This is a genomic window from Streptomyces sp. 3211.6, from assembly GCF_003634815.1.
Classification (GTDB): Bacteria; Actinomycetota; Actinomycetes; order Streptomycetales; family Streptomycetaceae; genus Streptomyces; species Streptomyces katrae_A.
Genome location: NZ_RBXC01000001.1, coordinates 5,708,174 through 5,723,050, shown reverse-complemented (window position 1 = coordinate 5,723,050; position 14,877 = coordinate 5,708,174). Strand labels below are relative to the sequence as shown.

Below are 14,877 nucleotides of genomic sequence, written 5' to 3'. Positions count from 1 at the left end.
AGCCCCCGGGCCTGCGTTCTTCGCACCGCTTCCGACCGGTGGCGTAGCTCTGGCCCTGCACGGATGATCCGCGCACCTGGCCGGATCCTCCGCTCGCCCGCACCTTCCGGCCGGCCAGCCGTCTGCGTCCGCGTGGGACCGCGGCCCGGAACGCGTGACCACTGTCGGGAAGGCTGCGGAGGCCCGACACGGCGGCAGGCCCCGCGGCGAAACACGCCGCCTACCTGGCCCCGTATCCCCAACCCTCGGCAATGCGTTGGGCCCGTGCTCCGGGTAGACGCCGTGAAATATCGGGTGTGAAATATATCCAGGGGCGGAGGTGGATTGAATGAAAGGTCTACCGTTCCAGCTCGAAATCATTGAAGCCGACACCAACTGGATCGTGTCCTGCGCTTCCGAGTGCGGTGAGGCGCTGATACGCGTGGCGGCGCCATATTCCGAGACCGAACTCCAATCCGCCCTTTCCCGGGTAGAGCTTTCGCTGGCAAAATCGTACAGTTCCCTGCCCGTTCGCGGTGCCCCCGCCACCGAAAGACCGGTCCGGGAATTCGGGGAACGCCTCACGCAGACCGTCTTCCAGAATGACATTTCCACCCAGTTCGACCTGTGTCGCCGCGAGGCGCGCAGGCAGGGCGCACCGGTGCGGATCCTGCTGCGGACGAACGGCCCGCATGTCGCGTCCATTCCGTGGGAATACCTCGTCGATCCGTCTCGCGATGACTACCTCGCGCTGCGTGTCCCCATCGTCCGGTACCTGCGGCTGATGAACCCGGCACCACCACTGCCCCTTACCCTGCCATTGCGCGTACTGGGAATTACGGCGAATCCCCGCGACCTTCCCCTGCTGGATGGAAAACGGGAGGAGGGGCAGATATCACAGGCGCTCGCACGGTACAGCTCCGAGAACGTGGACGTCCACTGGCTGCCCGGTGACCAATGGCAGGATCTGGCGAGAGAGCTGCGGTTTGGCTCCTGGCACGTTCTGCACTGCGTCAGCCACGGCGGATTCGATGAGGAAAGGAATGCCGGATACATTCAGCTGTCCGGTGCCGATGGGACTGCCAAAAAAATATATGCCAGTGATTTTGAGAGGCTGATCACCGACAGCCCGAACCTACGTCTCATCGTGCTTAACTCCTGTGAATCCGCGGTCAGCGGGTCCGAGGACGTCTTCGCGGGTACCGCCGCCAATCTCGTCCGTGCCGGCGTACCGGCCGTGGTCGCCATGCAGTACGAGATCACCGACAGGGCCGCCCTCGTCTTCGCCTCCTCGTTCTACGAGCGGATCGCAGCAGGACTTCCGGTCGACCGGGCGGTGACCCTCGCGCGTGAAGACGTGAAGATGGACTTGGACAGCCTTGAGTGGGCCACTCCCGTGCTGTTCCTCGCATCCGACGAAACCCGGATCTTCTCACTGCCCCACCCACCGCCGAACTCACAAGGGCCACCGTTGCGGACTACGGTGAACGTGCCGCCGCCCCCGGCCGCGCCGGCGGCCCCCACGCGAGCACCGCGCCTCTCCCACCGCGCTCTGCTCGCGGAGATCGGTCCGTGCAGCGACCTGGCGCTCGGGCCGTCCGACCTCCTGGCCGCCGCTTGCGGTGACGGCGTGGTACGCATCGTGGACGGGGTCCACGGCGGCCTCGTAGCGCAGTGCACGCCCGTGCAGCGCGAGAACCCGATCCGTGTGGCCTGGGGCCCTTGGCGACGGCATGTGGCCAGTCGGCACAACGACGGAACCGTGGTCGTGTGGGACCTCCAGACCGCAAAACCGGTGCGCGTGATGAACGTGGGAGGAGCGGGCTCCGCCCTGGCGTTCAGCGCGAACGGCCACTGGCTCGCCGCCACCGTCCGGGACCACATCTACATCTACAACTCGTGGGGTGCCCGCGTGCGGGATCTGGCAGCCTGGCCGGGGAAGGAGCCCAAAGGCTGGCAGCGCAGGGGCGGCCGCGGCCGGCTAGGCGCCCTTCGTTTCGCACCGGGTGACCGGCACGTGGTCGTGGCAACCGGCGACGGCGTGGTACGCCAGTTGGACGTGGCCGGGCAGCCGGTGATGACCTGGCCGCAACCCCACCCCATACTCTGCCTCGCGCTCACCGAACACCTCCTCGCCACCGGCTGCACGGACGGCCGGGTACGCCTCTGGTCCTGGGACGGCCGTCTCCTGCGGCGCACGGAGTACGGGCGCCAACCCTCCCATCTGGCCTTCTCCCCCGGCTCCTCGGCGCTCGCCATCTCCGACGACGAGGGAATGGTTACCTTGTGGGACCTGAAGACGGGGGAGTTGACCGTCGCGGCGCAGCTGCCGCACCGGCTCGCGGGGCTGGCCTTCCTCGACGGTGGAAGAGGCCTGGTGACGGGCACCGGGGCGGGTGCCGTCGAGCGCTGGACGCTACCTCATCGGGGATAGAGGGAGAAAGTCATGGCACGTCCCGAGGTCGAGATCTTCTGGCCCTCGTCGCTCCCCGCCGACCCGGCCCTGGAGGGACAGGATGCGCTGCGCGAGGCCGGTGTTCCCACGACCTGCATGCTGCGGCCCACCCGGAGGGGGGCGGGCGAAGTCGTTACAGTCCTGGTAACGACCGCTGTCATGCAGCCGTTCCTCAGCACTCTGTTCCAGCTCCTCGCCAAAGAGGCCCACACGGGGTTGAAGACCTTCGTGGACCGACTGCTGGGAGGCCACTCGGAGGGAGAACACGCGCCCGAGGGCGTCGTGTTCGAGTCGGCGACCGGCGGCCGGGTCACCTTCAGCGCCGGTCTGCCGGAACGGGCCTACGAGCAGGCGGTCCATCTGGACGCCTACGGCGACAGGTGGATCTGGGACTCCCGACGCTCGATGTGGACTCCTGCCTGAGGGGTCCGGACCCAGAGAGGTGCGCAGCCATGGCAGACCAACACCAACCTCCGTCACCCGACGACAACTGGGGTCCGGAGACCCCTTGGCAGGAGCCGTTCATCGCACCGCAGCAGCCCCCGCCCCCACACTCCCCGCCGTCTCAGCCATCGCCTCCTTCGTCACTTCCCCCTGAGGCGGCGGAAGGCCGCCCGCAGCAGTGGAGAACGGGAGTGTACGAAGGCCGCGTAGGAGCGCCGGCCTCCTACTTGACCCCTGCCATCCTCGTCACGCTCTTCTGCTTCCTGCCGACGGGGATCGCCGCCATCGTCTTCGCCTCACAGGTCCAAAGCAAATGGACCGTGGGTGACTTCGCGGGAGCCGCGGAAGCGTCCCGGAAGGCGAGGCTCTACGTCGTCGTGAGTGTCCTGGCCGGCTGCCTGGCGTGGGTGATCCTTATTGCCATCGGCTTCGCCAGTACCCCGAGCACACCCACAGCGCCGACGCCGTGACCTCCCCACGCCTCCGGGCCTCCAGGCCGGCTCCGCGGGCTTCGACACCGAAGACCGTCCGTGATGCCTGGCTGGGCGCGGCGGTCTTCGCAGCGGTCGCCGTCATCGTGGGGCTCGTGGATCCCACTCGACCGGGACGGTTCCCGAGCTGTCCGTTCCGATCCCTCACAGGCCTCGACTGTCCGGGCTGCGGCAGCCTGCGCGCGCTCCACGAGCTCGTTCACGCCCATGTGGCAGCCGCGGCCGACTACAACCTGCTGCTGGTCGCGTTCTTGCCGTGCGCCGCTGTCGTGTGGCTGCGTGCCGTCACCAGCCGGAGTGGCCGCAGGGGCATCCCCCGGTGGTGGGGGCCGCGCCTTGCGCTCATCGTGGTCGTCCTGTGGACGGTGCTGCGCAATCTTCCCGTCTTCGGAGGAGTGCTCGCCGCTTGACCTCCGGGGGCGGGGACGTCTCGCCCCCCGGGTCCACGGCAGCCATCAGGCTGGTCAGCGCCAGGCCCGGTTGCCGTGGAGAAAAAACCGATACCCCGTTCTCACAGGTGAGAACGGGGTAAAGGGGGACGGCCGGGCCCCCGCACAGTAGGCCCGGCCGTCGGTCTGGGACCGTACGAGTGGGTCAGATGTCGAGGCCCGTGAGGACCAGGACGCGCTCGTAGGTGTAGTCGTCCATCGCGTAGCGGACGCCCTCGCGGCCCACGCCGGACTGCTTGACGCCGCCGTACGGCATCTGGTCGGCGCGGTAGGAGGGGGCGTCGCCGATGATCACGCCGCCGACCTCGAGCTCGCGGTGGGCGCGGAAGGCGACCTGGACGTCGCGGGTGAAGACGCCCGTCTGCAGGCCGAACTTCGAGTCGTTGACGGCGGCGAAGGCCTCGTCGGTGTTCTCGACGCGGGTGATGGTCAGGACCGGGCCGAAGACCTCCTCGGTGGCCAGCTTCACGCCGGCCGGGACCTCGGCGAGGACGGTCGGCTCGACCGTGGCGCCGTCGCGCTTGCCGCCGGTGAGCAGCTTGGCGCCGGCGGAGACGGCCTCGTCCACCCAGGACTCGACGCGCTTGGCGGCGTCCTCGGAGACCAGCGGGCCGACGTCGGTGGCGTCGTCCGCGGGGTCGCCGGTGACCTGCGCCTGGACCTTGGCGACGACCTTCTCGACGAGGCGGTCGTAGACGGAGGCGTCGGCGATCACACGCTGCACGGAGATGCAGGACTGGCCGGCCTGGTAGTTCGAGAAGGTCGCGATACGGGTCGCGGCCCAGTCGAGGTCGGCGTCCGAGGACCAGTCGGCGAGGACCACGGCCGCGGCGTTGCCGCCGAGCTCCAGGGTGCAGTGCTTGTGGGGCACCGACTGCTGGATGGCGTAGCCGACGGTGTCGGAGCCGGTGAAGGAGATGACCGGGAGGCGGTCGTCCTTGACCAGGGCCGGCATCTTGTCGTTGGCGACCGGCAGGACCGACCAGGAACCGGCCGGGAGGTCGGTCTCGGCGAGCAGCTCGCCCAGGATCAGGCCGGAGAGCGGGGTCGCCGGGGCCGGCTTCAGGATGATCGGCGCGCCGACGGCGATGGCGGGGGCCACCTTGTGGGCGCACAGGTTCAGCGGGAAGTTGAACGGCGCGATGCCGAGGACCGGGCCCTTGACGAAGCGGCGGGTCAGGGCCAGGCGGCCGACGCCACCGGCGTCGGTGTCCAGGCGCTGGGCATCTCCGCCGTTGAAGCGGCGGGCCTCTTCGGCGGCGAAACGGAAGACGGACACCGCACGGCCGACCTCACCGCGCGCCCACTTGATCGGCTTGCCGTTCTCGGCGGAGATCAGCTGGGCGATCTCCTCGGTGCGCTCGACGAGCCGCTTGGACACGTGGTCCAGGGCGGCGGCCCGTACGTGGGCGGGGGTCGCGGAGAACTCCGCCGTCACGGCGTACGCCGCGGCCACGGCCTCTTCCACCTGGGCGTCGGTGGGCACGCTGACGGTGCCGACGAGCCGGCCGTCCCACGGATTGTGGACGTCGAAGCTGTCCTCGCCGGTGGCCTGGCGGCCGGCGAGCCAGAAGGCGTGGGTGGAAGTCATGCGAATCCCGGCCCTTCGGTGGTGTGTTCTGGGGGCACCTCCCAGCGGTAGCTGGGGGCGGTCCTTGTCCCCACCACGGTAGGTCTCCGCGGCCGATTCCCTGTTTATCCGCGTTGGAGAACCTCCCGGCGGGGCTGCTCCGCTTTGTCAGTGTCGCCCGGGTGCCGAGCGGCTCCGCCGCCTTCGAGGGGCTGCGGACGCCGCGGCCCCGGACCACCCCGGAGGGTCAGCGCTGGGCCGGGCTGGCCTTGAGGGCGAGCCACAGCTCCATCCGGACGTCCGGGTCGTCCAGGGAGCGGCCGAGGATCTCCTCGACGCGCTTCATCCGGTAGCGCAGGGTGTGCCGGTGGACCCCGAGGTCCGCGGCGGCGGCGTCCCACTGCCCGTGCCGGGAGAGCCAGGCCTGGAGGGAGGCGACGAGGTCCCCGCGCCCGGTGGCGTCGTGCTCGCGCAGGGCCCTCAGGGTGCCCTCCGCGAAGGCGCGTACCGCGTCGTCGGCGAGCAGCGGCAGCACGGAGCCCGCCGCCAGGTCCTCGTGCTCGACCAGCGGCCGCCCCCGGCGCCGGGCCACGGCCAGCGCCTGGTCGGCCTGCTTGAAGGCGGCCGCCACACCGTCCGGCCCGGCCGGGGCCGACAGGCCGACGACGAGCTCGTCCGGCTCCGGCCCGGCCGTCTCGCGCCCGCGCCGGGACTCCAGCGCCTCGGCGTGGTCCGCGCAGGCCTGCACGGCCGCTCCCCCGTCGGCGGCGAGCACCACCAGCCGTCCCGGCTCGGGCACCACCAGCAGGGCCTCCCCGGTCCGCGAGGCCGCCGACTCCACGGCGTCGGCGAGCAGCGCCAGCCCCTCCGGCTGGGCCGTCCCCGGCAGGGCCGGCTCGGCGACGACGATCCGGAACGGCGCCTCCAGCAGGGCCCCGTACAGGTCCCCGGCCACCGCCCGGGCGTGCCCGGCCTCCCCCTCCAGCAGCATCCGCAGCACCGCCGCGCCCAGCCGGGACTCGGCGTCGTGCAGGGAGCGCGAGCGCTCCGTGGTCAGGGTCAGCAGGGCGACGGCGGAGTGCACGGCGTACCGCTCGGCGGTGCCCAGCGGTGCCGCCGTGCCCACGGCGAGCGCGCCGCGGGCCCGCCGTCCGGTGCCCAGCGACTGGAGCTCGACCCGGTCCTCGGCCCCGCCCACCACCGCGCTCGCGGGCGCGGGCCGCTCCCGCAGCCGCTCCACGTCGGGGGTGAGCCGGGCGGCCCGCCGCGCCGCCCAGTCGGGGGCGGCCGCGACGACGGCGCCGGAGGTGTCGTAGAGCGCGGCCCAGCCGTGCACGTGGGCCGCCAGCTTCGCCAGCAGGTCGGCCGGGCCGTCGGAGGACAGCGCGGCCCGGGTCAGCTCCCGCTGCGCCTCGAACCCGGCGGTCACGGCCCGGTACTGGTCGGCCGCGAGGGCCGCCGAGACGGCCTTGCTGATGGCGAGGAACGGGGTGCGCCGGGGCACCTCCAGCAGCGGCAGGTCCTCCTCCCGGGCGGCCTGGACCAGCGCCTCGGGGACGGCCTCGTAGTTGACGCCGACGGCGAAGCCGATGCCGACGACCCCGGCGGCGGCGAGGCGCCGTACGTAGCGCCGCATCTCCTCGGGGTCCTCGGCGTCCAGCTTCATGGCGGTGACCAGCAGCAGCTCGCCGCCCTCCATATAGGGGACGGGGTCGGCGAGCTCGCTGACGTGGGCCCAGCGCACGGGGGTGTCGAGGCGGCTCTCCCCCGCCCGGACGCTGAGCTTGAGCGCCGAGTGCTGGACGAGCGAGGCGAGGGTGAGCGGCATCGGGTACCAGGGGCCTTCGGGGGGAGGGCGGGGAGCGGGGGAAGGAGCGTCCTCGATCCTGGGCTCCCCCGGTCCGGGGATTTCTCCAAGTCGTATGAACGGCCCCTCTCGATTCTGCCACCCCGTACGGGTTCTCTCAGCCCGTTCCGGCCAGCCGGAGCAGAAGCGGAGCTGCACGTTCCCCCCGGACGGAGGTGAGGGACAGCACCGCGCAGCCGGGCGGTACGGCGTGTGCCAGCTCGGAGGCGGACCAGCGCTCGCGCTCCACCTGGCGGACGGTGACCGCGTCGGTGGTCACCGCTTTTCCGGTGACCATCTTGCGGAAGGCGTGGATGGCCCGGGTCAGCGGCTGGTCGGCGAAGACGGTCCGGTGGGTGACGTCGCGGGTCTCGACCCACTCGGTGCCCCAGGCGTCGGCGAAGCGCTGCCCGTCCCAGGTGGTCACCCCGGAGAACGCCATCCGGCAGCCGACCGCCCCCAGCAGCGGGGTGCGCAGGGCCTCCGGTACGTCGTCCAGCGAGCGCAGCGCGAGCAGGACCCCGGCGTTCACCGAGCGCAGCCGCTGGAGTCCGCGGACGGTCTCCGGGGTCAGGGTGTGGGAGGCGTCGTCGAGGGCGAGGAAGGCGAACAGGGAGCGGTCGGCGCGGGCGGCGACGGAGGCGTTGAACTGCGCGAGCAGCAGCCGGGCCAGCATCCGGGAGGCTTCGGCGTGCCCGCGTTCGGGCAGGTCCACGCGGACCCGGACGGGGTGTTCGAGGGTGCGCAGCGAGAAGGGCCGGGCGCGGCCGGTGGTGTCGAAGAACCCGGCGAAGGCGGGCCGGTCGAGCAGGGCGATCCGGTCGGCGAGGGCCGGGCCGGGGTCGCCGTGGGCCCCGTACTGGCGCTCGCGCGCGTCGAGCTCGCGGAGCATCGCCTGCTGCCCGGCGCCCTCCAGGGCCTGGCGCAGGGAGGTGACGGCGCCGGGCACCCCGTCGAGCAGCTCGCGCAGCTCGGGCACGGCGGGGAAGCGGCCGTGCGCGGCGCGGAACGGGCCGAGCAGCTGGGCGAGGGCGGTGGCGGCGCGGCGCACGTCGGCGCCGGGGACGTCGGCGACGAGGGCCTCGGCGAGGAGGGCGGCGGCCTCGTCGCAGTCGCCGGTGCCGCCGTAGAGGTCGAGGTCGTGGACGGATTCGGGGTCGCCGACGCGGACCACGATGTCGTAGGCCTCGTCGGGGCCGAGCCGGGAGCCGGCCGCGCCGACGGCGACGACGGCGGCCTGGCCGGCCAGCGCCTGGAGCGCCAGAGACTCCACGACGGGCCGCACCAGGCGGGCGGTCTTGCCGCTGCCGGAAGGGCCGACGGCCAGCAGGGAGGTCCCGAGCACGTCGGGGCCGAGGGCGAGGCCGGTGCCGCGGCGGGCGTAGGGGTTGCGCTCGCCGTCCTCGACGGTGCCGAGGAGCACCTGGCGGGCGAGGAGGTCGTGCCGGGCGGCCCGCACGGGCAGGTCGCGGTCGCCGGAGGGGTGGACGCAGGCGGCGGCGCCCTGGTCGCGGACGGCGTCGGCGAAGGCGGGCAGCCGGGCGGGGTCGGCCCGCACGGACTCCCAGGCCCGCCGGATCCGCGCGTAGTCCACGTCGTTCATCCGCCCCCCGAGCACCTCCCCCCCGAGCCGCCGGGCCACGTCCCCGAGCCCGGCGTCCCGCAGCTCGGGCCATTCGGCGGGGTCGGCGGGCGAGCCGGGCTCGACCGGGCGTGATCCGGCGGGTGGGCCGCCGAGGGCGGCCGCAGCGATCTTGTCGGCGGGCCTGCGCAGCGCGGGCCAGAGGAAGGCCAGCACGATCATCACGGTGACGACGGTGTCCGCCCGGGCCATGGTGGCGGTGTTGCCGGTCGGGTCCCCCGCGGCGAGGGGCAGGAACGGGTAGACGGCGAGCCGTACCGGCAGCGCCAGCTGGGCCACCAGCCAGAGGGTGATCAGGCAGAGGACCGCAGTGGCTCCCGCCTGCACCAGGCGGCCCCGCGCGACGACCAGGCGCCGCCAGACCGTGGGCCAGGCCCCCAAGCGGCCGAACCCGTAGAGCAGGGCGGTGTCGAAGAGGAGCTGGTAGACCGGTTCGGCCACCTCGCCCCCCGTCCCCTTGACGGGGGCACCCGTGAAGGGGGCCCACCAATCGTCCGGCGTGAACAGCTTGAGCGGCACGGTCCAGTACGGGAGGTAGCTGTTGCGCATCAGCGACCAGACGAGCACGCAGGCCAGGGCCGAGATGACAAAGCCGCTGATCAGGGAACGGTCCGAACCCGCCTCGGGCTCCTTCTCGGCGCGCGGCACGTAGCCGAAGGCCCAGATCCCGGGACCGGCCTGGCTGCGCGGGGTCCGCAGCCAGTCGGCGAAGCCCTGGCCCGCGCCGTACCCAGAGCCGGGGGCTGCCGTCGGCGCGTGCCGTGGCTTGGGCGGGGCCTGGGCGGGTGCGGCCGGGCGGGGGACGTGCCCCGCGCGGGTCGCCCGTCCGTCGTAGGTGCCCTCGCTGTCCATGAACCCCTGCCCCCTGCCCTGCCGTTCCCTGTAACGCCGCGGCGCTCAATCTAGTGCCCGGCCCGCCACTTGGGCCCGCACCCCGGCGGGATCCACGGCCCACGCGCCGCGCCCTTCTATGGCCGCCACGGACAAGGACACGCGGACACCACTCCCTAACGGAGCATGCCCTACCCCCTCCCCCGGGCCTAGCCTGCGGACAAAGACACAAGTGCGTCCGAAACCACCCCCCAGGGAGCCCTCTATGACCGCTGTCCCGCAGGAGCGCCGCATCGTCACCGCGATCCCCGGCCCCAAGTCGCAGGAGCTTCAGGCCCGCCGCCTTTCGACGGTGGCCGGCGGCGTGGGCTCCGTGCTCCCCGTCTTCACGGCGCGCGCGGGCGGCGGCATCATCGAGGACGTCGACGGCAACCGCCTGATCGACTTCGGCTCCGGCATCGCCGTGACCTCCGTCGGCGCCTCCGCCGAGGCCGTCGTGCGCCGCGCCTCCGCGCAGCTCGCCGACTTCACCCACACCTGCTTCATGGTCACCCCCTACGAGGGTTACGTCGAGGTCTGCGAGGCCCTCGCCGAGCTGACCCCGGGCACCCACGCCAAGAAGTCGGCCCTGTTCAACTCGGGCGCCGAGGCCGTCGAGAACGCCGTCAAGATCGCCCGTGCGTACACCAAGCGCCAGGCCGTCGTCGTCTTCGACCACGGCTACCACGGCCGTACCAACCTCACGATGGCGCTGACGGCGAAGAACATGCCGTACAAGCAGGGCTTCGGCCCGTTCGCCCCCGAGGTCTACCGCGTCCCGGTCGCCTACGGCTACCGCTGGCCCACCGGTGCCGAGAACTGCGGCCCCGAGGCCGCCGCCCAGGCGATCGACCAGATCACCAAGCAGATCGGCGCCGAGAACGTCGCCGCGATCATCATCGAGCCGGTCCTCGGCGAGGGCGGCTTCATCGAGCCGGCCAAGGGCTTCCTCCCGGCGATCGTGAAGTTCGCCAACGAGAACGGCATCGTCTTCGTCGCCGACGAGATCCAGTCCGGCTTCTGCCGCACCGGCCAGTGGTTCGCGTGCGAGGACGAGGGCATCGTCCCGGACCTGATGACCACCGCCAAGGGCATCGCGGGCGGTCTCCCGCTCGCCGCCGTGACGGGCCGCGCCGAGATCATGGACGCCGCGCACGCGGGCGGCCTGGGCGGCACCTACGGCGGCAACCCGGTGGCCTGCGCCGGCGCGCTGGGCTCCATCGAGACCATGAAGGAGCTCGACCTCAACGCCAAGGCGAAGAACATCGAGTCCATCATGAAGTCGCGCCTGTCCGCGATGCAGGAGAAGTACGACATCATCGGCGACATCCGCGGCCGCGGCGCCATGATCGCGATCGAGCTCGTCAAGGACCCCGCGTCCAAGACCCCGTTCCCGGAGGCGGCCGGCGCGCTCGCCAAGGCCTGCCACGCCGAGGGCCTGCTCGTCCTCACCTGCGGCACCTACGGCAACGTGCTGCGCTTCCTGCCGCCGCTGGTCATCAGCGACGAGCTGCTGAACGAGGGCCTGGACCTCATCGAGGCGGCGTTCGCGGCCATCGGCACGGACGTCTGAGCGAACCGCCGAACACAGGAGCCCGCCGGTACCGCCGGTAACGGTCGGGCGCTGTGAAGAAGGTGTGGGGGGCCGATGGCAAGAGGCCGTTCCTGCTGTCGGTCCCCCTTCGGCTGCCGTACGGTTTCTGCAGATGAGTGAGACAGACCGCTCCCGGGCAACCGGGGGCGAAACCGGTACAGGGCTTCCCCAGCGCCGTACTGGGCATGCGTTCGCGCACACTCCTCTCCGATCGGACGGCCGTCCGCCCCAAACCCCCCGGGGCGCACGGCAACCCGATCCGGGCGGCCGTCCCGGAACCATCCCCCCCGTTCCGGGACGGCCGGCCTCTTCCCTCCCCTTCCTCCCCCTCCTCCTGGCGGCCGTCTGCGCCGCCCTCTTCGCCCTGATCACCTGGCAGGTCCTCGACGGGGGCCCACTGCTGACGCCGGATCAGGAGCTGAGCCACGCCCTGGTGCGCACCGTCCCCGACGCCGCCACCGAGCGCCTCGCGGACCTCGGGAACGTCGAGGTCGCCGTTCCCGTCCTCGTCCTGGCCATGGCGTACGCCGTCCGGCGCGGCCACCGCCTCGCCGCCCTCGCGGCCGGTCTGGCGATGGCCGTGGTGCCGGCGCTGATCGTGCCCCTCAAGGAGTGGACCGCCCGCCCGGGCCCGCTGGAGCCCTGGGCCGCCGGCTACTACCCCTCCGGCCACACGGCCACGGCCCTGACGGCCTACACGGCCGCGGCCTTCCTCCTCACCCCGCACACCCGCCGCCGCTGGCCCCTGCCCGCCGCGGCGGCCCTGACGGCCCTGACCGCGGCGGGCCTGGTGGTGCGGGGCTTCCACTGGCCGCTGGACGTCCTGGCCAGCCTCCTGATGTGCGCCCCCCTGCTGCTGGGCGTGCGGTGGGCGGTCAGCCGAAGTACGCGTCGAAGTTCCGGCTGAACTCCCAGCCGCCGAAGCGGTCCCAGTTGACGGACCAGGTCATCAGCCCGCGCAGGACGGGCCAGGTGCCGTGGGGCTGGTAGGTGCCGCAGTCCGTGTGCCTGGTCAGGCAGTCCAGGGTCTTGGTCACCTCCGTCGGCGGGGTCTGGCCGTTGCCCGCGTTCGGGGTGGCCGGGAGGCCGATGGCGACCTGGTCCGGGCGCAGGGGCGGGAAGACGCGGGAGGCGTTCCCCGCGACCGGGAAGCCGGTGAGCAGCATGTCCGTCATCGCCGTGTGGAAGTCGGCTCCGCCCATGGAGTGGTACTGGCCGTCCAGGCCCATGACCGGGCCGGAGTTGTAGTCCTCGCGCCGAGGCAGACGTAGGCGCCCTGCACCCACGCGCTGAGGGTGTACGCGGAGTCCGGTGCGACGGTGACGGCCTGGGCGCAGCGGGCGTTGTCCTGGCCGGCCGGGGTGGCGCGGAGGGCGGCGGCGGCCAGGAGGGGCAGGGGTCTGCGCACAAGTGCCTCCGGATCGTGGGGGGATGGAGGATCCGGGCCGACGTGGTCCAGACCAATCCCCTTGTCAAGGCTTCACGCACGGCCGCCTCCCCGCTCGCCCTCCAGGGCCCGCCCCGCCGCCTCGTGCAGGGCCAGCTCCAACAGTGCCGGGTCCGTCAGGGTGCCCCGGCCGTCCGGGAGTTGCAGCCAGCGCGGACCGCCCGTCGCCCGGCCCGGGTAGGGGACCGCGATCCAGCTCCCGCGCCCCGCGCCCCGTACGCCCGTGCCGGTCCAGTGGGCGGCGGTGCCCGGCGGGACGAAGAAGCCCAGGCGGTCGGTGCGGCCTCCGGCGAGCACGGGTCCGGGCGGGGCGGGCAGCCGGCGCAGCACTCCGAGGGCGGCCCCGCCCAGCCCGCCGGGGGTGATCAGCAGGTCCCAGTGCCGCCCGGCGGGCAGGAGGGCGACCCCGAGCGGGCTGCGCTCCCAGTCCCACCGGCAGGCTTCCGGATCCGGCGCGGCCGCCGCCAGCCACTCCACTGCCGTCCTGGTCTCCGGGAACGCCATCGCCCGGCCTCCGTTCGTCTCGCGGTGTGAGGGTGTCTCACCGGGAGAGAGCGGGGCCGGGCGGGGCTATGACGCGGGTCGCGTTACTCCATGGAGGTGATCCCGGTCGCCGGCCCCGGCGCGGGCAGGCGCCGGGGCGCGTCCGACGGCGCCCGATCGCGTCCTCAGCTGTCGAAGCCGAGGCCGAAGCGGTCCAGGGTCTTCAGCCACAGGTTGCGGTGGCCGCCCCGGGCGTCGGCGCGGGCCAGGGACCACTTGGTGAGGGCGATCCCGGTCCAGGCCAGGGGCTCCGGCGGGAAGGGCATCGGCTTGGACTTCACCATCTCCAGCCGGGTGCGCTCGGTGGACAGCCCGTCCAGCAGGTCCAGCATCACGTCGGCGCCGAAGCGGGTGGCGCCCACCCCGAGCCCGGTGTAGCCGGCGGCGTAGGCGACGCGGCCCGCGTGCGCGGTGCCGAAGAACGCCGAGAAGCGGGAGCAGGTGTCGATGGCCCCGCCCCAGGCGTGGCTGAAGCGCAGCCCCTCCAGCTGCGGGAAGGCGGTGAAGAAGTGCTCCGCCAGCTTGAGGTAGGTCTCGGGGCGGTGGTCGTACTCCGAGTCGAGCTTGCCCCGGTAGGGGTAGATCGCGTCGTAGCCGCCCCACAGGATGCGGTTGTCCCGGGTGATGCGGAAGTAGTGGAACTGGTTGGCGCTGTCGCCCAGGCCGGGACGGTTCTTCCAGCCGACGGAGGCCAGCTGCTCCTCCGTCAGCGGCTCGGTCATCAGCGCGTAGTCGTACACCGGGACGGTGAACGGGCGGATGCGCTTGACCAGCGACGGGAAGATGTTGGTGCCCAGGGCGACCCGGCGGGCCAGGATCGTCCCGTACGGGGTCTCCACGGTCATCGCGGCGCCCGCCCGGGCCATCTTCAGGCCGCGGGTGTTCTCGTAGATCCGCACGCCCTGCTCCAGGCAGGCCCGCTTCAGGCCCCAGGCCAGCTTGGCGGGGTTGAGCATGGCGACGCCCTCGCGGTCCCACAGGCCCGCGAGGAAGGTCGGGGAGTTGACCTCCGCGCGCAGGGCCTCGCCCTCCAGCCATTCGGAGCCGTCGGCGAGGCCGAGCCGGCGGGCCTCCTCGTGCAGTTCGCGCAGCTCCTCGACCTGGTGCGGCTCGGTGGCCACGTCGATCTCGCCGGTGCGCTCGAAGTCGCAGTCGATGCCGTAGCGGGCGACCGCCTCCTCGATGGCGTCGAGGTTGCGGGCGCCGAGCTCCTCCAGCTTGGCCAGCTCACCGGGCCAGCGGGCCAGCCCGTTGGCGAAGCCGTGGGTGAGGGAGGCCGCGCAGAATCCGCCGTTGCGGCCGGAGGCGGCCCAGCCCGCCTCCTTGCTCTCGATCAGTACGACGTCCCGGCCGGGGTCGCGCTCCTTGGCGAGCAGCGCGGTCCACAGCCCGCTGTAGCCGCCTCCCACGACCAGCAGGTCGCAGCGCTCGTCGGAGGTGAGGGCCGGCTGCGGGTCGGGGCGGCCGGGGTCGTCCAGCCAGTACGAGACCGGCTTCGCTTCGGAAAGGGATTTCGCAACACTACGCATGGCGACTGGGGCCATGGC

Annotated in this window: 11 protein-coding genes and 1 pseudogene; 6 read left to right on the top strand and 6 right to left on the bottom strand. The window is 72.6% G+C overall.

Annotated features, from left to right (window positions below; translation table 11 throughout):
- The first annotated feature begins 328 nt into the window (after positions 1-328).
- The 4 genes from BX286_RS26585 (at position 329) to BX286_RS38070 (ending at position 3,779) form a co-directional block, all read left to right on the top strand.
- A complete protein-coding gene (locus BX286_RS26585; protein ID WP_079430040.1) occupies positions 329-2,413 on the top strand; it encodes a CHAT domain-containing protein in 2,085 nt (694 codons plus the stop codon).
- 12 nt (positions 2,414-2,425) lie between these two features.
- Complete coding sequence (locus tag BX286_RS26580; protein WP_079430039.1) at positions 2,426-2,857, top strand: hypothetical protein; 432 nt, start codon at positions 2,426-2,428, stop codon at positions 2,855-2,857.
- A 248-nt stretch (positions 2,858-3,105) separates the two neighbouring features.
- The gene (locus tag BX286_RS36740; protein ID WP_159036719.1) at positions 3,106-3,348 is read left to right on the top strand and encodes a CD225/dispanin family protein; all 243 of its coding nucleotides are present in this window, start codon (positions 3,106-3,108) and stop codon (positions 3,346-3,348) included.
- Complete coding sequence (locus tag BX286_RS38070) at positions 3,282-3,779, top strand: DUF2752 domain-containing protein (protein ID WP_398898808.1); 498 nt, start codon at positions 3,282-3,284, stop codon at positions 3,777-3,779. Before BX286_RS36740 ends, BX286_RS38070 begins: the two co-directional genes overlap by 67 nt.
- Before the next feature lie 184 nt (positions 3,780-3,963).
- On the opposite strand, the gene BX286_RS26565 is transcribed toward BX286_RS38070, so the two are convergent.
- From BX286_RS26565 to BX286_RS26555, 3 genes are all read right to left on the bottom strand, one after another.
- Entirely contained in the window at positions 3,964-5,409 is a 1,446-nt protein-coding gene (locus BX286_RS26565) for an aldehyde dehydrogenase family protein (RefSeq protein WP_100862765.1), read from the bottom strand.
- 226 nt (positions 5,410-5,635) lie between these two features.
- Positions 5,636-7,216 carry a PucR family transcriptional regulator gene (locus BX286_RS26560; RefSeq protein WP_121016483.1) on the bottom strand — a complete coding sequence of 527 codons (1,581 nt, stop codon included), beginning with the start codon at positions 7,214-7,216 and terminating at the stop codon, positions 5,636-5,638.
- A 136-nt stretch (positions 7,217-7,352) separates the two neighbouring features.
- On the bottom strand, positions 7,353-9,728 hold the full coding sequence (locus BX286_RS26555) for an ATP/GTP-binding protein (RefSeq protein WP_121016481.1): 2,376 nt from the start codon (positions 9,726-9,728) through the stop codon (positions 7,353-7,355).
- Positions 9,729-9,972: 244 nt separating this feature from the next.
- Here BX286_RS26555 and gabT point away from each other — a divergent pair, with 244 nt between their 5' ends.
- Entirely contained in the window at positions 9,973-11,319 is a 1,347-nt protein-coding gene (gabT, locus tag BX286_RS26550; RefSeq protein ID WP_079430034.1) for a 4-aminobutyrate--2-oxoglutarate transaminase, read from the top strand.
- A gap of 454 nt (positions 11,320-11,773) precedes the next feature.
- Positions 11,774-12,247, top strand: a complete 474-nt coding sequence (locus BX286_RS37905) for a phosphatase PAP2 family protein (RefSeq protein ID WP_315974768.1) — start codon at positions 11,774-11,776, stop codon at positions 12,245-12,247.
- Here BX286_RS37905 and BX286_RS26540 read toward each other — a convergent pair.
- The 3 genes and pseudogenes from BX286_RS26540 to BX286_RS26530 all read right to left on the bottom strand — a co-directional run.
- Positions 12,216-12,596: pseudogene (locus tag BX286_RS26540) on the bottom strand (chitinase); the annotation flags it as partial. The gene BX286_RS37905 and the pseudogene BX286_RS26540 sit on opposite strands and share 32 nt — an antisense overlap.
- 224 nt (positions 12,597-12,820) lie before the next feature.
- Positions 12,821-13,291: a hypothetical protein gene (locus tag BX286_RS37550; RefSeq protein WP_079430032.1), complete on the bottom strand. Its 471-nt coding sequence runs from the start codon at positions 13,289-13,291 to the stop codon at positions 12,821-12,823.
- Between the two features lie 164 nt (positions 13,292-13,455).
- Positions 13,456-14,874: an FAD-binding oxidoreductase gene (locus BX286_RS26530; RefSeq protein WP_121016479.1), complete on the bottom strand. Its 1,419-nt coding sequence runs from the start codon at positions 14,872-14,874 to the stop codon at positions 13,456-13,458.
- Positions 14,875-14,877 lie beyond the last annotated feature (3 nt).